Source organism: Streptomyces sp. NPDC037242 (assembly GCF_055604165.1).
In genome coordinates this window covers 537,023-556,689 of record NZ_JBVJUY010000002.1, presented here as the reverse complement: position 1 = coordinate 556,689, position 19,667 = coordinate 537,023, and the positions used below count along the sequence as shown (strand labels likewise).

Sequence of the window (19,667 nt, the reverse complement as noted above, 5' to 3'; positions counted from 1 at the left end):
CAGGGGAGAAGGGGACGTTCAGTGTCCAGATCCGGTCACCGGCGCTTGCTGCTGGTTTCCACCAATTACGCTCCCGAGCACGCGGGGATTGGGCCGTACGCCACCCAGATCGCGGAGCACTGGGCAGATCTCGGCCACGAGACACACGTCCTGACGGGCATGCCGCACTATCCGGCCTGGTCGCTGGAGCCCGAGTACAAGGGGGCGCTCCGGCGCACGGAGCAGCGCGCGGGGGTGACTGTGCACCGGCGTGCGCACACCGTGCCGCCGCGCCAGACCGCCGTCAAGCGGGCCCTGTTTGAAGGGTCGATCCTGCTGCACGGCGCCGTGGCCCCGCCCCGGATGCCGAAGCCGGACGCGGTCCTGGCCCAGATGCCCAGCCTGGCCGGCGGCGTGCTCGCCGCACGGCTCGCGGCCAAGTGGAAGGTCCCGTACGTCCCGGTCGTCCAGGACCTGATGGGTGCGGCGGCCGCGCAGAGCGGGATCAGCGGCGGCGACAAGGCCGCCGCCATCGCCGGGCGCGCGGAGGCGTACGCCCTCAAGCGGGCCACCCTCGTCGGCGTCATCCACGAGACCTTCGTGGACCGGGTCGTGGGCATGGGCGTGGATCCGAAGAAGATCCGCCTGGTGCCCAACTGGTCCCACGTGGCGGTGCCGACCAAGCCGCGCGGCAAGACCCGCCGCCACCTCGGCTGGGCACCCGGGCAGACCGTCGTGCTGCACTCCGGGAACATGGGGCTCAAGCAGGGCCTCGAAGTGCTCGTCGGGGCGGCCCGGCTGGATCCGAGCGTCCGCTTCGTCCTCATGGGCGACGGCAGTCAGCGCGCGGCCCTCGCCGACCTGGCGTCCGATGTGCCGAATCTGGACATCATCCCCCCTGCCGCCGACGGAGAGTTCCCGGATATCCTCGCGGCGGCGGACGTACTCGCGGTCACGCAGCACGCCGCCGTGATGGACATGAGCGTGCCGTCCAAGCTCACCTCGTACTTCCAGGCCGGCCGGCCCGTCGTCGCCTCCGTCGCGGCGCTGGGCGGTACCGCCCAGGAGGTGGAACGCTCGGGCGCCGGAGTCCTCGTACCGCCGGAGGACCCCGAGGCGCTGCTGAAGGCCGTGCGGGCCCTCTCCGAGGACCCCGCGGGCGCTGATGAACTGGGTGCGGCCGGACCGCGGCACGTGGCGGCCCACCTGAGCCGTGAGGCGGGCCTGGCCCGCATCGACGCACTGATAGACGAAGCACTTGGGGGTCCCCAGCCGTGATCGAGACGAACCGCCCAGCAGCGGCCCCGGCCGAGGACGAGCCCGATCTCCTCAGGGACCAGTTCCGCCAGCTCCTGCGCTACCGACGGCTGATCGGCGCGGGCGTCGGCATCGGCCTGCTGGGCGGCGTCTACCTCGGCGTCTCCACGGCGGACACCTACGTGGCGACCGCCGACATCGTGCTGCGCGCGCCCACCGACGACCCGTTCAACCCGAGCCTCGCCCCCGACAAGGCGATCAACATCGGCTCGGAGCGCCAGGTCGCGCTCTCCAGCTCCATAGCCAACGAGGCCGCGAAGAAGCTCGGGGTCTCGGCGGCCGGCTTCGCGGGCCTGCGCAGCGGCCTCCAGGTGACCAACCCGCCGCAGTCGATGGTCCTGCGCTTCACCTACACCGCCTCCTCGCCCAAGGAGGCCGCCCGGCGTGCCAACGCGATGACCGAGGCGTACCTGCTCAAGCGGCAGGAGGCCCTGGACCTCACCCGCGACAAGATGGTCAAGGGCTACAAGGACCAGCGCGACCCGGTGTCCAAGCAGCTCGACGAGCTCGTCAAGGAGATCGCCAGGATGCCGGCCGGCGCCCCGCGCGACGCCGCCACCTCGACCAAGACCGACCTGCAGAGCGAGGTCGGCCGCTACAACGGCAACATCACCAAGCTGGAAGCCCTGGACATGACCCCGGGCCGGGTCACCAGCGCCGCCACCGCGCCCTCCCACCCGGACGGCCCGGGCCTGCCCATGTCGCTCGCGCTCGGCGCGGCCGTGGGCCTCGCGCTCGGCCTGCTCGGGGCCTGGGTCCGGCTCGTGTTCGACCCGGCGCCGCGTTCCGAGGGCGATGTCGCCCGGGCCCTGCGCGCGCCCGTACTGGGCTCCCTGCCGCGGGGCAAGACCGGCGGCGGCCCGCTGCTCGCGGCCGGCGAGGAGGACCCGCGGCTCGCCGAGGAGTTCCGCTCGGTGGCCTTCCGGCTGGCCTACGACTCCCGCTTCGCCGACCGGCGGCGCCTGCTCGTGGTGGCCCCGCGCGGCAGCAGCGAGACCGCGGCCGCGGTGGCGGTGAACCTGGCCGCCTCCTTCGCGGAGACCGGCAAGGACGTCCTGCTCATCGAGGCCGACCTGCGTACCCCGGTGCTGGCCAGCCAGCTGCCGACCGACGCGGGCGGGCGGCCGCGCTGGAGCCAGATGCCCGGCGGCCCCGGGCAGCAGGGCGACTCCGACTGGCCCGACGGACGCCAGCTCGTCGTGGACGCCGGTGAGTCGGGCGCCTTCGACCTGATCCCCGGCGAGCAGGTGCGCAACGTGGCCCGCGCCCTGACCTCGCCGCGCGCCACCCGGCTGATCTCCGAGGCCGACTCCCCCAACTCCACCGTGGTCGTGCTCGCGCCGCCCGTGCTCTCGTACGCCGACGCCCTCGCGCTCGTGGACCGCGTCGACGGGGTCCTGGTGGTCTGCGACCCGCGCGCGGTGCACCGCAGCGACCTGTCCCGGATCCGCGAGCTGATCAGCGGGGCCGGCGGCACGGTGCTGGGCGCCGTGCTGCACGCCCCGCTGCCCGGCGAGAAGCGCGGCCCCAAGCTGCGCAAGGGCGGCGAGCCCGCCTCCGCGCCGGGCCCGGGGCCCGGCGCGCCGGCTGCGGCCCGGTCCGCGCCGCAGCCGATCGCGTACGAGGTGGCCGAAGGCGAGCAGCACATCCCCGGTGACGGCTCCGACACCGTCGCCCTGCGCACGGTCCGCACGGGCCGGCGGTGAGCCGGCGCGGCCTCGCCGCGGTCGCCTCGGTCCTGGACCAGGCCGCCTCCAGCGCCACCAACATCCTGGTGCTGGTGCTGGCCGCGCGGCTGTCGTCGGCGTCGGGCTTCGCCGACTTCTCCATGGTGTACGTGACCTTCAGCGTCCTCCTCGGGCTGAACATGGCCTACATCGGGCAGACCGTGGTGCTGGAGAAGGGCGACCGCCTGGCCTCCGTGTGCCGCTCGGGGCTGACCTTCACCGCGGCCGCCTCGGCCGTGGCCGGGGCGGTGCTGGCCGTCGTGGGCCTGGTGCTGCCGGGGGGCGCCGGACGGGCGTTCCTCGCGCTGGGCCTCGTACTGCCCCTGGTCCTCGTACAGGACGGGCTGCGCTACTGCTTCTCCGCGCTGCGGGCGCCCCAGCGGGCGCTGGCCGCCGACGCGTTGCGCCTCGCGTGCGTGGTCCCTGCGCTGCTGCTCCAGCCGGAGGGGGCCTCGGCGGGGCGGCTGGTCCTCGTGTGGGGGGTCTCCGCGCTGCCCGCGCTGGCGCTCGGGCTGTGGCTGCTGCGGCCGTCCGTGCGCGGGGCCGCGGTGGAACTGCGCCCGTACCTGCGGCGCGGACACCTCGGGCAGCGGTTCGTGGTCGAGTTCGCGGTGGGCAACGGCTCCAGCCAGCTCGCGGTGCTCGGACTCGGCGTCTTCGCGACCCCGCTGGCGGTCGGCGCGCTGCGGGGCGCGACCACCCTCTTCGGGCCGCTGAACGTGCTGTTCAACTCGGCCAGTGCCTTCGGCCCGCCCGTCGTGGGCCGGGCGAGCGGCAAGCGGGGCGTGGTCCGGCTGACGGCGCTGATGGGCGGCGCGCTCGCCGTCCTCGGCGCCGGCTGGGGGGCCGTGCTGTACGCGCTGCCCGACCGGCTGGGCCGCGAACTGCTCGGCGACACCTGGGCGGCGGCGGCCGCGCTGCTTCCGGCCACGGGTGCGCAGTACGCCGTCATGGGGCTCGGCACCTGCGCGCTGCTGACCCTGCGCGTTCTCGACCCGAAGGCCACCCTGTCGTTGCAGGTGGTCTTCTCGCTGCTGTCCGTGGGGCTGCTGCTCGGCGGGTACGCGCTGTGGGGCGTGGCCGGGGCGGCCTGGGGGCTGGCCCTCGGCTCCGCCGCGAAGGCCGCGGCGGGCTGGCTGCGGGTGGCCAGGACCGAGGCGCCCGCCGCGCCCGCCCCGACCGGCGCCGCGGAGTCGGTTCCCGCCGCCTGAGGCGGCCCGGTGCCGGGTCCGGGCCGGCTCGTGGCCGCGTCACATCCGGTCCCAGTACGCCTGGATTCGGCTGTGCTTCCGTGGGGCCATGCCTGAAACCACACCCTGCGCGGCCGAGGCCGCCTCCCCCGGGCGGATACGCCTGACCCTGCTCGGCGTGATGCTCGCGATGCTGCTCGCCATGCTCGACAACATGGTCGTCGGCACGGCGATGCCCACGATCGTCGGCGAACTCGGCGGCCTGGAGCGCCTGTCGTGGGTGGTCACCGCCTACACGCTCGCCACGGCCGCCTCCACCCCGGTCTGGGGCAAGCTCGGCGACCTGCACGGCCGCAAGGGCACCTTCCTCATCGCGATCACGATCTTCCTCATCGGCTCCGGACTGTCGGGCGCGGCCCGGTCGATGGAGCAGCTGATCGCTTTCCGGGCCCTCCAGGGCATCGGCGCCGGCGGGCTCGTGGTCGGCGCCTTCGCCCTGATCGGCGCACTGGTCTCACCGCGTGAACGCGGCAGGTACCAGGGCATGTCGGCCACGATCATGGCGATCGGCACCATCGGCGGACCGCTGCTCGGCGGCTTCCTCACCAGCCACCTGGGCTGGCGGTGGAGCTTCTACATCAACCTGCCGATCGGCGTGGTCGTGCTGGTGTGGATCCAGTCGATGTTGCACCTGCCCGCGAAGCGGTCCTCGGCCCGCATCGACTACCCGGGCGCCGCGCTGCTGACCACGACCATCGGCGCGCTGGTCCTTCTCACCACCTGGGGCGGCACCCAGTACGCCTGGGGCTCGGCGCAGGTGCTCGGCCTGGCGGCTCTCACCGTCCTCGCCCTGGGCGCGTTCCTGTGGTCCCAGACCCGGGCGGCGGAGCCGGTGCTGCCGCTCTCCGTCTTCCGCAGCCGCAACCTGTCGCTGTCCTCGGTGATGGCCTTCACCACCGGCGCGGCGATGTTCGGCGTGGTGAGCTTCCTGCCGATGTACCAGCAGTCCGTGCAGGGCGCCTCGGCGGCCAACTCCGGGATGCTGCTGCTGCCGATGGTGCTCCCGGTCGTGCTGTGCTCGCAGATCGTCGGCCGGGTGATGACCCGGACCGGCCGGTACAAGGTCTTCCCGGTGGTCGGCGGCAGCGTGGTCACGCTCGGCCTGTACCTGCTGTCCACGATGGACGCCGGCACCGGCCGCGGGACCTCCGCCTTCTACATGGTGGTGCTCGGCACGGGTCTGGGCCTGGCCATGCAGATGCCGATGACCATCGCGCAGAACAGCGTCGAGGTGAAGGACATGGGCGTCGCCTCGGCCTCCTCCACCCTCTTCCGCACCATCGGCGGTTCCTTCGGCGTCGCGCTCTTCGGATCGCTCTTCGCCCGCCGGGTCGGCGACGGGATCAGCCCGCAGTCGGTGGCCGCAGGGACGCACAGCCTCTTCCTGTGCGCGGCGCTGCTGAGCCTCGCGGGACTGGCCGCGGCCGTGTGCCTCAAGGAGGTCCCGCTGCGCGGGCAGCCGTCCGGGCCGCCAGCGCCCGCCGAGCCCGTCAAGGCGCCCGCCGCCGCGTGATCAGCGCAGGGTGGTGTCCTTGTCCGTACGGTACGTGGCCACCAGTGCGAGGCACATCGCGGCGATGGCGACGCGGCCCGAGGCCTGGAGGAGCGGGCCGCGCAGCAGGATGAAGGAGTAGCCCGCGACGAGCGGGACCACCACCGAGATCAGGCTCCCCGGTGGGGACCGGCGGGTGGCCCGCTTGGCGTAGCGGCGGTCGACGCGGGCGGCGGCGTACCCCATGGCCATCAGCCCGCCGCCCATGCCCAGGGGGCCGAAGTCGACCCACAGCTCCGCCCAGATCGGGGAGGAGAGGTTGGTGTTGACGGTGCCCATCCACACGCCGACCATCACGCCGGTGTCGCGCGCCTTGCCGGGCCACACCGAGCGCGGCACCGCGAAGAAGACGGAACCGGCGAGCTGGCGGCCGTAGAGGTGGCCGGGGCCGGATTCCGCGTAGGTGATGGTGTTGGCGAACATGCCGATCTGGTCGTAGTCCTTGAGGGCCATCGGCTCCAGGAACGAGGTCGTCTCGACGGGCTTGTAGTTCTTCTCGTCGTAGCGGAAGCGGTCCGCGAAGGGGAAGACGAGGAGGGCGATCACCACGGCCATCGACAGCGCCACCCGGTACATCGCCGCGCTCACCGGGAAGACGGTGAACAGCAGCGCGAACATGACGGTCAGGAACCAGTAGCGCGGGTTCGAGATCGGGTTGTTGACCACCAGGTTCAGGGCCGCGAGGGCCGACCAGGTGACGATGATCGACACCTTGCGCCGGGCGAACTTCGAGGTGATCAGCCACCGCGTGTAGAGCAGCAGCGCGAGCAGCGCCGGAACGGTGCCGAAGCCGCGCAGCAGGGCCTGGCCGGCCTGGCCGTCGCCGTTGGAGACGCCCGCCTCCTCGATGCCGGCGATGATCTCCTGCCGGCTGGAGAAGAAGACCGCCGGGCCGCCGAGCTTCATGATGAAGGCCGCGCTGCACAGGAACGACAGCCCGGTCAGCAGTTGGAGCCTGCGCCGGTGCGCCATCACCGGGCGCGGCTCCTTCTGGGAGCCCCCCGCGCGGCCGGCGGGCCGGTGGCGGGCGAGCAGCACTCCCACGTCGAAGGCCGCGCAGCCGAGCAGGACCAGGCCGATGGCTGCGGTCAGGTCGGAGCGGGGCCCGACGACGGGGGTCGGGACCTGGCCGAGGACGGCCTGGGCGAGCGGGGCCACGCCCATGGCCATGTAGACGAAGAGCCAGAAGGAGCCCTGGAGCAGCTTGCGGCGGCTGGTCAGGACCATCGCGGAGAGCCTGGCGCCCGCGTACATGGTCAGCAGGAGCTGGAGCCAGAACGCCGCGTCGTGGGCGCCGGCGCCGGTCTGGACGGCGACGAAGAGCGGCAGGAAGACGGTGAACCCGAGGGCGAGCGGGACGGACAGCGCGCGGGAGAGCAGGGTGCGCGGGGTGGTGACCCGGCCCCACTTGGCCTCGTCCTCGGCGGTCGGCGCGGGAGGCGTGACGGTGGGCTTGCGTATGTCCGTTGCCACTGCTGCCCCCACCCCATGTGCCTGATCCGCGCGCAGTCTAGTCTGAGCGGGCGGCGCCCGGGGAGGCGCCCACGGGGTGGTTGACGGGGCGGATGATGAGGGGCTGCTGTGCGTGATCTTCCTGCCTTCACGCTGGCCGGATACGACAAGGGCCGCGGGCTGTTGACCCAGGCGCTCTGGTTCGCGGTGATGAACACGCTGTTCATGAGCTGGTTCTGCCCGGCCCGGCTGCGCGTCGCGCTGCTGCGGGCCTTCGGGGCGAAGATCGGCGAGGGGGTGCTGATCCGCCACAAGGTGCGCGTGCTGTGGCCGTGGAAGCTGACCGTCGGGGACCACACCTGGATCGGCGAGGGCGCCTGGCTGCTCAACCTGGAGCCGGTGGTGATCGGCTCGCACGTGTGCGTCTCCCAGGAGGCGATGCTGTGCACCGGCTCGCACGACCACCGGGCCGCCGACTTCCGCTACCGCAACGCCCCGATCGTCGTGGAGGACGGTGCCTGGGTGGCGGTACGGGCGACCGTGCTCGCCGGGGTGACCGTGGGCCGGTGCGCCGTCGCCGGCGCGGGCTCCGTCGTGCACAAGGACCTGCCGGAGCTGACCCTGCAGACCCAGGACGGGCACCGCCGCCCGGTGGAGGAGCCCAAGTGAGCGCCGCTTCGAGAGTTCTGCACGCCGTCACGCTGCACTCCCCCTCGCACGCCTTCGGCGGGCCGGTCCGGGTCGCGCTGAACCTGGCCAAGGGGCTGCGGGCACGCGGCCACGAGGCCCGGCTGCTGGCCCTCGGCGAGGGCTTCCCGGACCCGTGGCCCACCTCGGTGGAGGGTGTTCCGGCCAGGCTCTTCCCCGCCCGGCGCCTGCTCCCCCTGGGCTTCAGCGGGATGACCTCGCCTGCGCTGCTCGCCTCGGCGGGCCGCCTGGTGCGCGACGCGGACGTGGTCCACGTGCACCTGGCCCGGGACCTGGTCACCCTGCCCGTCGCCCTGGCGGCGCTGCGGGCACGCAAGCCGCTGGTCCTCCAGACCCACGGCATGGTGGACCCGAGCGACAAGCTCCTGGCCAAGGTGCTCGACGCGGTGGCCGTACGCCGGCTGCTGCGCGGCGCCGACGCGGTGCTGTACCTGACCCCGCACGAGCGGGAGGGCCTGGACGCGGTGGTGGGCGCGCCCCTGCCGCAGGCCGTCCGGCTGGTGAACGGCACCCCGGCGCAGGAGGAGCGGCCGGCTCCGGCGGGTGCCCCGCGCATCCTGTACTCGGCGCGCCTGCAGGCCCGTAAGCGCCCGGTGGACTTCGTCTCCGCGGCCCCGGCGATCCTGGCGGCCCACCCGGACGCACGGTTCGTGGTGGCCGGACCCGACGAGGGCGAACTGGCGGCGGTCCGCGCCCGGATCGCCTCGCTCGGGCTGTCGGACCGCTTCTCGGTGCCCGGCGCGCTGTCGAGCGCGGAGGTCCTGGCGGAGCTGCGCCGGGCCCATGTGTACGTACTGCCCTCGGTGGACGAGCCGTTCCCCATGTCGGTGCTGGAGGCCCTCTCCGTGGGCGTCCCGCCGGTGGTGACCCACTCCAACGGCCTGGCCCGCGACATCGCCGCCGCGGGCGCCGGCCTGGCCGTGGATCCCGGGCCGGAGGGCGTCGCGACCGCGGTCCTGTCCCTGCTGGACCCCGAGGCCAACCGGTCGGCGTCCCTGGCGGCCCGCAAACTGGCCGCGGAGTCCTTCTCGATGGAGGCGGTCCTGGACACCCTTCTGCCGGTCTACGAGGCGGCCCGCGCCCGCGGGTAGCCGGCGGCAGCCGGGCCGCCCGTCACAGGACGTCCCGGCGCTCCCCCGCCACGGGGACGGCCCCCATGATGCGGCGGCGCTTGAGGACGCTCGCGTAGACGGCGAGGCCGATGACGCCGACCACCATCATGATCAGGCCGACCAGGTCGAGGTTGACGCTCTCCATCTCCCAGTCGGTCGCGAAGGTGAGGATCGCCCCCACCACGATCAGGGCGATGCAACTGCCCATTCCTCCCATGACGCTCGCCTCCGAAACAGCGGTAGCCCGTCGTCGTGCCGTGACCACGCGGTTACCCGGGCAGCGGACGCGAAAACGCCGCCGTGGACCGGTAATCCGGTCCTCGGCGGCGTTCTCGTACGTACGGGGTCCGGCGCCCGGACCTACGCGGGCACCCAGGCGTAGCAGCCCGTGGAGACGAACTCCGCGGTGCCGGCCGGGATGGCGGCCGTGATCTTGTCGCCGGCCTTGACCGGGGCCTCCGGGCCCGACGCGAGGGTGCCGCCGTCCTTGCCCTTCGCCTCCCACGCGCAGGTGGTGCTCTGGGTCAGCGCCCGGTAGGTGCCCGCCGCGGGCGACTGCTTCGTGCCGTCCGGGAAGCCCTTCTCCGCCGCGGCGAGGATCGGCTTCTGCTCCGGGCACAGGTAGGTGATCGCGTCCTTCGCGCCCGGGATCTCCCCGGCGACGATGGACCCGGTCGCCGCGTCCTTGTCGCGCTTGGCCGTGCGCTCCACCCGCTGGCAGGAGTCCTGGCCGGTCTGCAGGACGGCCGCCGGGTCCATCTTCTCCGGGACGCGGCCGCTCAGGTACTTCTTCTCGTTCTCCTTGAAGCTGCCCGTCTTGGGGGTGAGCTTCGCGTCCGGCAGAACGGGACCCGTCGGCTTCGCCTCGGGCGCGGTGGGCGCCGCCGGGGAGTCCGCCGGGTCGGGGGCCGAGGAAGAGGCCGGCGGCTTCGCCTTGGCGGCCGCGCCGGCGTCGGCCTTGCCGTCACCGTCCGAGCCGCAGGCGGTCAGGGTCAGGGCTGCGGCCAGCAGGACAGCAGCCGCTGCGGAGCGTCGGTACATCAGGTGGCTCCCGTACTTACTGGGTACTCGGTTCTCAGGGTTCTCGGAACTGCTCGGTATTACAGGAGTGCGGGGCCCGGCGTGAAAGCCGGACCCCGCACTCCGTCAGGCTGCTACTGCGGGCCGAAGGTGAGGACCAGCTGCGGCGCGGCGTCGGCGGCCGTCGCCTCCGAGGACCAGATCCACAGCGGGTCGGACCCGTTGCTCGTCAGGGCCAGGCTGTAGCTGGAGTTCAGCACCGAGGTCAGCGCGGCGGTGTCCAGCGGGATGCTCTGGATCGCCGAGCCGTCCGGCACCGCCGAGATGGTGCCGAGCGCGGTGGTGCCCACCGTGGGCTTGGTGTTGAAGGTGGTGTCCGTACCGCTCCAGGTGCCGGTGACCGGGACCGCCGAGATGGTGTCGGCGGAGCCGGCGCCCGTCTGGGTGGTGGTCTTGATCTGGAGCGAGGCGGCCTTCAGGACCTGCCCGGCCGGGGCGGCCGGGAGGTTGAAGCGCAGGTACGTCTCGTACAGCGAGCCGCTGCCGCGGACGGCGAGCGAGGTGGCCGCGCCGTTGGCGGCGCTCGGGGCGCCCTGGTTGATGTAGGTGTCCTCGGTCGTGGAGACCTTGGAGACCGTGTCGGAGGGAGCCTTGGCCAGGTCGAAGTGGTTCTTGACCTGGGCCTGGGACAGCGCCGTCGGGTAGACGGCCGTCTCGTCGATCTGACCGGCGAAGAAGTTGCTCGTCGGACGGGTCGGCCAGCTGTTGAGGTTGTCCCCGCCCACGTGCCAGTAACCGGCGTAGGCGTTGAAGTTGGTGACGTTCAGGGTGCCCTTGGACTGGCCGTCCACGTACAGCGCCATGCCGGCGGGGCCCTGCGTACCGACCACGTGGTGCCACTTGTTGTCGTTGAACGTGTCGAACAGACCGGTGGAGATGGTCCGGGTCGAGCCGTTGTAGACACCGAAGATCAGGCGACCGGTGTTGGTCATGTACAGCTGCTTGTCGTACGTGCCGCTGTTGCGGTCGGTGTTGTTGCCGAAGCCGATCAGCTTGCCGCCGCGCGTGGTGTTCGTCTTGAACCACGTCTCGATGGTGTACGAGGTGCCCACCGTCTGGCGGTGGTCGCTGTAGACCTGCTGGCTGGTGCCGTTGAAGCCCATGGCCGTGCTGGCACCGGTGACGGCGCCGGGGGCCTGGCGCAGGGCCGGGGCGTTCAGCTGGATGCCGCTGGTGTTGCCGCTGACCGAGGAGTCGGCGACGTACGGGCTGACGGTGTCGTCGTAGCGCCAGTACAGGTTGGCACCGTCGGCGCGGACCTGGTTCGGGTACGCCTGGACCGAGGTCGGGACCGTCACGGAGACGGACGCCGACAGGGCGCTGGTGTTGCCCGCCGCGTCGGTCGCGGTCACCCGGTAGCTGTACGACTGGCCGGCCTTGGCGGTGGTGTCGACCCAGGACGCCTGCGGGCGCTCCCACTCGACGGAGTCCGCGACCACGGAGGCGATCGGCGTGGCCGAGCCGTTGCGGTAGATGCGGTACGTCAGCTTGCTGTCGTCCTGGTCGTAGCTGGTGCGCCAGCGGACCTGGACCTCGTTCGGCTTGACGGCGGCGGCGCTGGCGACCGGGGTGGTCGGGGCGCCGACGTCGCCGGTGGAGGCGAAGCGGGTCAGGCCCTGCTGCGGCTGGCCGTTGATCAGGGTGAACTCACCGCCGACCCACATGTACTTGACGTCGTTCTTCTCCGCCACGGCCATCACGCGCGGGCCGATGCCCTCGCCGAGGCCGTCGTTGGCGGTGGGGTGCCAGCCGAGCTTGCGCGGGCCGCGCACGAACCCGTCCACGGGCGCGGGGGCGGCGCCTTCGTGGTCGGTCGGCTGGGCCAGCAGGAAGTTCCGCTTGCCGTCGGGGAACTCCAGCTCGGTGGAGCAGTCGTGCGCGTGCGAGGAGCTGTAGAGCACGCCCTCGTACGGCAGGACGAACTGCGTCGCGCCGAGGCAGCGGTCGCGCCACTTCTCGCTGAAGTCGCTCAGGCGCAGGCCGATGCGGCCGTCGAAGACGCCGCCGCCGGAGCCCTCGTTGCCGGTGTAGAAGCCGGTGGCGTCGGTCGAGATGTGCTTGACGACCGAGTTCGACGGGATGTTCGTGTAGGTCTTGGCGACCGCGCCGGTGGTGGAGTTGACCACCGCGAGCGCGTGCGTGTTGGAGCCGTTGACCGAGAAGAAGTCGCCGCCCAGCAGCACGTTCTTGCCGTCGGGGGTGACCGCGACGGCGCGCCCCGGCTCGTCCGCGTTGGCCGTGAAGGGCTTGAGCGCACCGGAGGTGGCGTCGACCGCGGCGAAGCGCTCGCGGGTCTGGTCCTCGACGGTGCCGAAGTCGCCGGCCGCGTACAGGGTGTCGTCGGTGACGGCGAGCGAGCGCACGGTGGCGGGGAAGCTCGGGTGGAACGAGGCCTTGGGGGTGCAGGTCTCGATGTCGATGGCCGCGACGCTGGAGACCGGGGTGCCGTTGACGGCGCCGAAGTAGCCGCCCGCGTACAGGGTCTTCTTGTCCGGCGAGACGGTCAGCGTGCGGACCGTCGCGGTGCCGTCGCCGATGGTGAAGGCGAGCTTGCAGGAGGTCGGGGTGCCCGTCGCGGCGTCGAGCGCCACGAAGTTCACGGCTTCCTGCTCGGTGCCGCTGCCCGAGTTGTCCGGCGGGCGGACCGCGGAGAAGGTACCGCCGGCGAAGACGGTGCCGTTGGCCTGGGCCATCGCCCAGACGATGCCATTGGGCTGCCAGGTCGGCAGGTTGTCGGCGGTGAATGCCACGGGCGCCGTGATGGCGGAGGCCTCGGGCATGAGCACCAGGCCCATACCGGTGCCGGCGCCGGCCAGTGACAGGACGAGGGCAGCAGTCAGCCCTCTTGATCTACGCATGAGCCCCCCAGGGCAATCGCCCGGTTTGATGGCTGGAACTATCCGAACAGCCATATGTACTGGGCGCAGACTAGGGCTCACGCGAGGTCCCGGTCACCTCACTTGACCCATTGCATACCAACTTGGAATCAACAGGGTTCAGCATGGAGGGCGCACTACGGACATACGGCAGGTTTGCCCCGGCCACACCCGCAGAGAACTGCGCGAATGACCGGGACACGGCAAATCGTAGGGGAAATATAAGCCCTCAGCGGTCGATGCGGACCGTCACGCCCGCCAGTTGGTCCTCGACCTGGCGGATGTCGGCGTCGACCATGATCTTTGCCAGATCCGCCACCAGGACGGTCGGCTTCCAGCCAAGCAGCTCATTGGCCTTGGAGGCGTCGCCGATGAGGGCGTCGACCTCGCTGGGGCGCTCGTACTTGGGGTCGTAGCGCACGTGCTCGTTCCAGTCGAGGCCGGCGTGGCCGAAGGAGGCCTCGACGAACTCGCGGACCGTGGCGGCGACACCGGTGGCCACGACGTAGTCGGTGGCCTCGTCCTGCTGGAGCATGCGCCACATGGCGTCCACGTACTCCGGGGCGTAGCCCCAGTCGCGGACGGCGTCGAGGTTGCCGAGGTAGAGGCGGTCCTGGAGGCCGGCCTTGATACGGGCCACCGCGCGGGTGATCTTGCGGGTCACGAAGGTCTCGCCGCGGCGCGGGGACTCGTGGTTGAAGAGGATCCCGTTGACGGCGAACATGTCGTACGCCTCGCGGTAGTTCACCGTGGTCCAGTACGCGAAGACCTTGGCGGCGCCGTACGGGCTGCGCGGGTGGAACGGCGTGCCCTCGTTCTGCGGGGGCGGGGTGGCCCCGTACATCTCGGAGGAGGAGGCCTGGTAGATGCGGGTGTCGACCCCGCTGGCCCGGATGGCCTCCAGCAGGCGCAGGGCGCCGAGGCCGGTCACGTCGCCGGTGTAGAGGGGTGCGTCGAAGGAGACGCGGACGTGCGACTGGGCGCCGAGGTTGTAGACCTCGTCGGGGCGTATGTCGCGCAGCAGGTTCACCAGCGCGACGCCGTCGGACAGGTCCGCGTGGTGCAGCACGAAGGAACGGTTCGCCGTCTGCGGGTCCTGGTAGATGTGGTCGATCCGCTCCGTGTTGAAGCTGGAGGACCGCCGCACGAGCCCGTGCACCGTGTAGCCCTTGGAGAGCAGGAGCTCTGCGAGGTACGAGCCGTCCTGTCCGGTGACGCCGGTGATCAGCGCGGTCTTGCCCATGGGGTCCCCCTGGTGGTGGTTGCTGTTCGGTGTGTGGTGAGGCTGCGCCTCGGTGTGCGTGCGGCGGGCCCCGGCAGGGGGGCGCTGCGCACGTTCGGGCCAGGGGCCCGGAGCTGGTTGGGTACCGTACACGCCCGGTCCCGCCGTCTTTGCGGCGGATTCGGTCGGGCGCGGGGCTGCCCCTCGGGACGCGGGGGCGGGCTGGCATCATCGGCGGTATGACAAGCTCGCCGCTCCTGCCCCCGAACGCTCGCGTCTTCGTCGCCGGCCACCGCGGCCTCGTGGGGTCCGCGGTCGTCCGCCGCCTCACCGCCGACGGCCACGACGTGCTCACCCGGGGACGGGCCGACCTCGACCTGCGCGACGCCGCCGCGACCGGGGCGTACCTGAAGGACGTCCGGCCCGACGCCGTCGTACTGGCCGCCGCCAAGGTCGGCGGGATCATGGCCAACAGCACGTACCCGGTGCAGTTCCTGGAGGACAACCTCAAGATCCAGCTCAGCGTGATCGCCGGCGCGCACGCGGCCGGCGTGGAGCGCCTGCTGTTCCTCGGGTCCTCCTGCATCTACCCGAAGCTGGCCCCGCAGCCGATCAGCGAGGACGCCCTGCTGACCGGCCCGCTGGAGCCCACCAACGAGGCGTACGCCCTGGCGAAGATCGCCGGCATCGTCCAGGTCCAGTCCTACCGCAAGCAGTACGGGGCCTCGTACATCTCGGCCATGCCCACGAACCTCTACGGCCCGGGCGACAACTTCGACCTGGAGTCCTCGCACGTGCTGCCCGCCCTGATCCGGCGCTTCCACGAGGCCGCCGCCGAGGGCCGCGAAGAGGTCACCCTCTGGGGATCGGGCACCCCGCGCCGGGAGTTCCTGCACGTGGACGACCTGGCTGCGGCCTGCGCGGTGCTGCTGGAGCGCTACGACGGGGACGAGCCCGTCAACATCGGCTGCGGCGAGGACCTGACCATCAAGGCCCTGGCCGAGACGGTCGCCGAGGTGACCGGCTTCGAGGGCCGGCTCGCCTGGGACACCTCGAAGCCGGACGGAACCCCCCGCAAGCTCCTGGACGTCAGCCGGCTGACCTCGCTGGGCTGGAAGCCGGGGATCCCGCTGCGGGACGGCATCGCCTCCACCTACCGGTGGTGGCGCGAGCAGAGCTGATCGCAATCTCAGGGCCCCTCAGTACGCTCCGCGGCCGTCGACGACGGCGCGGAGGGTACGGCCCATCACGTCGACATCGCTGGTGAAGGACCAGTTGTCGACGTACTGCAGATCAAGCTGAATCGTTTCGTCCCAAGACAGGTCGGATCGTCCGCTGATCTGCCACAGCCCGGTCATCCCCGGCCGGACGGTGAGCCTGCGCAGCTCGACCTCGTCGTACTGCGCCACCTCCTCCGGCAGCGGGGGCCGCGGGCCGACCAGCGACATGTGCCCGGCCAGTACGTTGAACAGCTGCGGCAGCTCGTCCATGGAGGTGCGGCGCAGCAGCCGGCCCACCCGGGTCACCCGGGGGTCGCGGCGCATCTTGAACATCAGGCCGTCGTTCTCGTTGGCCCCGGACAGCTCCGACTTGCGCGCGTCCGCGTCGACGACCATGGTGCGGAACTTCCACATGACGAACGGGACCCCGTCGCGGCCGATGCGGCGCTGCCGGTAGAAGGCCGGACCGCTCGAGCCGAACCGTATGGCCAGGAAGATTCCGAGGAACACCGGCAGCAGCAGGAGCAGCCCGACCCCGGCCCCCACGCGGTCCAGCGCCGACTTCAGCACGGTCTGCACGCCCCGGCTCACCGGCGGCGCCACGCGCAGTACGGCGAGCCCGCCCGCGGACAGGGTCTCCAGGCGCTTGACGGAAACCTCCACCAGCCCCGGGAAGACGGCCAGTTCCAGCCCGGCGTCGTGCAGGGCCCACGCGACGCGGCGCAGCCGCTCCCCCGTGATCCGCGCCCCCGGGGCCACGAGCACCAGATCGGCGTGGTGGCTGGCGACGGCGCCGAGCACGGCGATGGAGTCGCCGTTCGGGGCCTGCGGCATGCCCGCTTCCAGCCGGGCCGCCACGGGCACCCCGCTGGCCATGGCCCCGGCGCCGACCGGGACCACGCCGACGACGACGTACGGGTGGTCGGTGCGTGCGGCCAGGTGGGCGATGACGTCCTCGGCGGCGTCGGGCTCGCCGATGACCAGCACCCGGCTCACCGCGTGCGCCTCGCGGCGGGCGGCGGAGAGGTGGCGGTAGGTCAGCTTGTGGCAGGCGACGGTGATCAGGAGGGCGGGCAGCAGGGCGCCGAGCGCGGACAGCCGCGGGGTGCTCTCACCCGTCACGACCCGCGCCACGGCGAGGACACCGATCAGAATCAGCCAGTCGTGTACGACCGGCAGGACACCGCGGGACTCACCGAGCACCCGGGACGCGTACCGGCGCCGCAGCGCCTGCACCCCGGTCCAGGCCAGAGCGGTGCCGACGCCGCAGTACACGGGCCGGACCTGCTGCGCGGCCTCGAAGACGAGCCCGACGGGAACGGCCGCGCCGAGGAAGTCGGCGGTGACGGCGGCAGGCAGGTACCAGCGGGCCTTGTCTCCCAGCCGACGGGCCGGCCCAGCCGCCCCCGCGGCTGCTCTGGCCACTCTCTGCGCAGGAATATGGACATGCCTCATGGGCCCCCCTGGCACGTGGTCTATGACAGTGGCGCGTGTCCGCGGCTTCCCCGGGCAACGGACATCTGGCGCACCGGGAAACAGTACGACAAACACCCGTACGGTAGATGCCGTTTGCGTGAACGAGACCTCTCGTTGCTCAAGCGTTAGCAACCGGTATCACCTGTTCCGGATGATGGACTCCCTTTTCTCACACGAAGGTGAATGGTTCGGATACCGGATACGTCTCTTCGGACAACGAACTGTTTCCAGCCAACCTTTTGACGCGGCCCTGACATCACGGCGCTCAGGTGGCACTCTTCGACCGTTCATCGCACCAGCCTGTTCTGCCCGGAGGCCCACCCAGCCGTCCGGAACCCCCCTTGCAGAAGGAGTTTGCGTTGAGTCCCACCCCCCAGAGGCGTGCCACCGCGGTCGGCGCGCTCGTTGCTGCGGCAGCGATGCTCGCCGTCGGCATACAGGCCGGATCCGCAACCGCCGACGCCACCGCGTCGCAGGCCCCCACGTCCGTCCAGTCCAACCCGGGCGCGGCCAACCTCAAACTCAGCGCTTCGGAGCGTGCGACGCTCCTGGCCGAGGCCAACTCCACCACCGCGCAGGCCGCCAAGGCTCTCGGCCTCGGCAGCGGCGAGAAGCTGGTCGTCCGTGAAGTGACCAAGGACGCGGACGGCACCACGCACACCATGTACGAGCGGACCTACGACGGCCTGCCCGTGCTCGGTGGCGACCTGACCATCCACGCCAAGGGCGGCGTCACCAAGAGCGTCACCAAGGCCACGAACCACGAGATCAAGGTCGCGGACACCAGCCCGACCGTGTCCACGGAGGCCGCCGAGAGCCAGGCCGTCTCCGCGGCCGGCGCCGAGGGCTCCAAGGAGCTCAAGGCCTCCAAGGGCGCCCGCAAGGTGATCTGGGCGGCCGACGGTGTTCCGGTCCTCGCGTTCGAGACCGTCGTCGGCGGGCTCCAGCACGACGGCACGCCGAACGAGCTGCACGTGGTGACCAACGCCAAGACCGGCGCCAAGATCACCGACTGGCAGGCCATCGAGACCGGCACCGGCAACACCATGTACAGCGGCCAGGTGACCATCGGCACCTCGCAGTCGGGCAGCAACTTCACGCTGAACGACGCCACTCGCGGCGGCCACAAGACGAACAACCTCAACCGGGGCACCTCCGGCACCGGCACCCTGTTCTCCGGACCGGACGACATCTGGGGCAACGGCGCGGCGTCCAACATGGAGACCGCCGCCGCCGACGCGCACTACGGCGCGCAGGTGACGTGGGACTACTACAAGAACGTGCACGGCCGCAACGGCCTGCGCAACGACGGGGTCTCCCCGTACAGCCGTGTCCACTACGGCAACAACTACGTGAACGCCTTCTGGGACAACAACTGCTTCTGCATGACGTACGGCGACGGTGACGGCAACGCCAAGCCGCTCACCTCCACCGACGTGGCCGCCCACGAGATGACGCACGGTCTGACCTCGGTCACCGGCAACATGACCTACAGCGGCGAGCCCGGCGGCCTGAACGAGGCCACCTCCGACATCTTCGCGGCGGCGGTCGAGTTCTACGCCAACAACCCGCAGGACGTCGGCGACTACCTGGTCGGCGAGAAGATCGACATCCGCGGCAACGGCACCCCGCTGCGCTACATGGACAAGCCGAGCAAGGACGGCTCGTCGAAGGACGCCTGGTACTCGGGCATCGGCTCCATCGACGTCCACTACTCCTCGGGTCCGGCCAACCACTGGTACTACCTGGCCTCCGAGGGCTCGGGCGCCAAGGTCGTCAACGGCGTGAGCTACGACTCGCCGACCTCCGACGGCCTCCCGGTCACCGCGATCGGCCGCGACGCCGCTTCCAAGATCTGGTTCCGCGCGCTGACCACCGGTCTGTTCCGGTCGAACACCAACTACGCGGCCGCCCGTACGGCGACCCTCCAGGCCGCCGCCGACCTGTACGGCGCGGGCTCGGCCACGTACAACAACGTGGCCCACGCCTGGGCCGCCATCAACGTCGGCGCCCGTCCGCCGGCCAACGGCGTCACGGTCACCGCGATCCCGAACCAGACCACCCAGGTCAACACCGCCGTGAGCCTCCAGGTCCAGGCGACCAGCACCAACCCGGGTGCGCTGAGCTACGCGGCGACCGGCCTGCCGGCCGGCCTGTCGATCAACTCCTCGACGGGTCTGATCTCGGGCACGGCGACCACGACGGGCACGTCCAACGTGACCGTCACGGTGACCGACTCCGCCTCCCAGACGGGGACGACGTCCTTCACCTGGACCGTCGGCACCATCCAGCAGAACGTGTTCGAGAACACCACGGACTACGCGATCGCCGACAACGCGACCGTCGAGTCCCCGCTCACGGTGACCCGGACCGGCAACGCGCCGAGCACCCTCAAGGTGGACGTCAACATCGTCCACACCTACATCGGTGACCTGAAGGTCGACCTGGTCGCCCCTGACGGCAGCGTCTACAACCTGCACAACCGCTCCGGCGGCAGTGCGGACAACATCGTCAAGAGCTACACGGTCAACGCCTCGTCCGAGGTCGCCCAGGGCGTCTGGAAGCTCCGGGTCAACGACAACGCGAACCTGGACACCGGCAAGATCGACAGCTGGAAGCTCACCTTCTGACCCCACCGGGCCAGGGATGAACCACGGCTGAACCGCTAGACCACGGGGCCGCCCGGGAGAAGACCT

Annotated in this window: 14 protein-coding genes; 8 read left to right on the top strand and 6 right to left on the bottom strand. The window is 71.6% G+C overall.

Translation table 11 applies throughout. The annotated features are described in order from the left end of the window. The first annotated feature begins 51 nt into the window (after positions 1-51). The 4 genes from ACZ7GJ_RS05300 to ACZ7GJ_RS05285 all read left to right on the top strand — a co-directional run bounded on the left by ACZ7GJ_RS05300 (position 52) and on the right by ACZ7GJ_RS05285 (position 5,786). Positions 52-1,257: a glycosyltransferase family 4 protein gene (locus ACZ7GJ_RS05300; RefSeq protein ID WP_470749665.1), complete on the top strand. Its 1,206-nt coding sequence runs from the start codon at positions 52-54 to the stop codon at positions 1,255-1,257. After that, a complete protein-coding gene (locus ACZ7GJ_RS05295) occupies positions 1,254-3,002 on the top strand; it encodes a tyrosine-protein kinase domain-containing protein (RefSeq protein ID WP_470749575.1) in 1,749 nt (582 codons plus the stop codon). The genes ACZ7GJ_RS05300 and ACZ7GJ_RS05295 overlap by 4 nt, the downstream gene beginning before the upstream one ends. Further along, entirely contained in the window at positions 2,999-4,234 is a 1,236-nt protein-coding gene (locus tag ACZ7GJ_RS05290; RefSeq protein WP_470749573.1) for an MATE family efflux transporter, read from the top strand. Before ACZ7GJ_RS05295 ends, ACZ7GJ_RS05290 begins: the two co-directional genes overlap by 4 nt. Positions 4,235-4,322: 88 nt before the next feature. Continuing rightward, positions 4,323-5,786, top strand: a complete 1,464-nt coding sequence (locus tag ACZ7GJ_RS05285) for an MDR family MFS transporter (protein WP_470749571.1) — start codon at positions 4,323-4,325, stop codon at positions 5,784-5,786. On the opposite strand, the gene ACZ7GJ_RS05280 is transcribed toward ACZ7GJ_RS05285, so the two are convergent. Then, positions 5,787-7,298, bottom strand: coding sequence for a hypothetical protein (locus tag ACZ7GJ_RS05280; protein WP_470749569.1), 1,512 nt, complete (start codon positions 7,296-7,298; stop codon positions 5,787-5,789). A 108-nt stretch (positions 7,299-7,406) separates the two neighbouring features. On the opposite strand from ACZ7GJ_RS05280, the gene ACZ7GJ_RS05275 reads away from it, so the two are divergent. Next, positions 7,407-7,946, top strand: coding sequence for a WcaF family extracellular polysaccharide biosynthesis acetyltransferase (locus ACZ7GJ_RS05275; RefSeq protein WP_470749567.1), 540 nt, complete (start codon positions 7,407-7,409; stop codon positions 7,944-7,946). Then, positions 7,943-9,076 carry a glycosyltransferase gene (locus ACZ7GJ_RS05270; RefSeq protein ID WP_470749566.1) on the top strand — a complete coding sequence of 378 codons (1,134 nt, stop codon included), beginning with the start codon at positions 7,943-7,945 and terminating at the stop codon, positions 9,074-9,076. Before ACZ7GJ_RS05275 ends, ACZ7GJ_RS05270 begins: the two co-directional genes overlap by 4 nt. Positions 9,077-9,098: 22 nt before the next feature. Here ACZ7GJ_RS05270 and ACZ7GJ_RS05265 read toward each other — a convergent pair whose 3' ends face one another. The 4 genes from ACZ7GJ_RS05265 to gmd all read right to left on the bottom strand — a co-directional run bounded on the left by ACZ7GJ_RS05265 (position 9,099) and on the right by gmd (position 14,296). After that, entirely contained in the window at positions 9,099-9,314 is a 216-nt protein-coding gene (locus ACZ7GJ_RS05265) for a DUF6458 family protein (protein ID WP_470749564.1), read from the bottom strand. 143 nt (positions 9,315-9,457) lie between these two features. Beyond that, positions 9,458-10,138 carry a hypothetical protein gene (locus ACZ7GJ_RS05260; RefSeq protein WP_470749562.1) on the bottom strand — a complete coding sequence of 227 codons (681 nt, stop codon included), beginning with the start codon at positions 10,136-10,138 and terminating at the stop codon, positions 9,458-9,460. 113 nt (positions 10,139-10,251) lie between these two features. Continuing rightward, positions 10,252-13,035: a CBM96 family carbohydrate-binding protein gene (locus ACZ7GJ_RS05255; RefSeq protein WP_470749560.1), complete on the bottom strand. Its 2,784-nt coding sequence runs from the start codon at positions 13,033-13,035 to the stop codon at positions 10,252-10,254. A 247-nt stretch (positions 13,036-13,282) separates the two neighbouring features. After that, positions 13,283-14,296: a GDP-mannose 4,6-dehydratase gene (gene gmd / locus ACZ7GJ_RS05250; RefSeq protein ID WP_470749558.1), complete on the bottom strand. Its 1,014-nt coding sequence runs from the start codon at positions 14,294-14,296 to the stop codon at positions 13,283-13,285. A gap of 218 nt (positions 14,297-14,514) precedes the next feature. Between gmd and ACZ7GJ_RS05245 the strand changes: the two genes are divergently transcribed. After that, positions 14,515-15,456, top strand: a complete 942-nt coding sequence (locus tag ACZ7GJ_RS05245) for a GDP-L-fucose synthase family protein (RefSeq protein ID WP_365922439.1) — start codon at positions 14,515-14,517, stop codon at positions 15,454-15,456. Positions 15,457-15,474: 18 nt separating this feature from the next. On the opposite strand, the gene ACZ7GJ_RS05240 is transcribed toward ACZ7GJ_RS05245, so the two are convergent. Continuing rightward, a complete protein-coding gene (locus ACZ7GJ_RS05240; RefSeq protein WP_470749556.1) occupies positions 15,475-16,950 on the bottom strand; it encodes a sugar transferase in 1,476 nt (491 codons plus the stop codon). Between the two features lie 380 nt (positions 16,951-17,330). Here ACZ7GJ_RS05240 and ACZ7GJ_RS05235 point away from each other — a divergent pair, with 380 nt between their 5' ends. Beyond that, entirely contained in the window at positions 17,331-19,601 is a 2,271-nt protein-coding gene (locus ACZ7GJ_RS05235; protein WP_470749554.1) for a M4 family metallopeptidase, read from the top strand. Positions 19,602-19,667 lie beyond the last annotated feature (66 nt).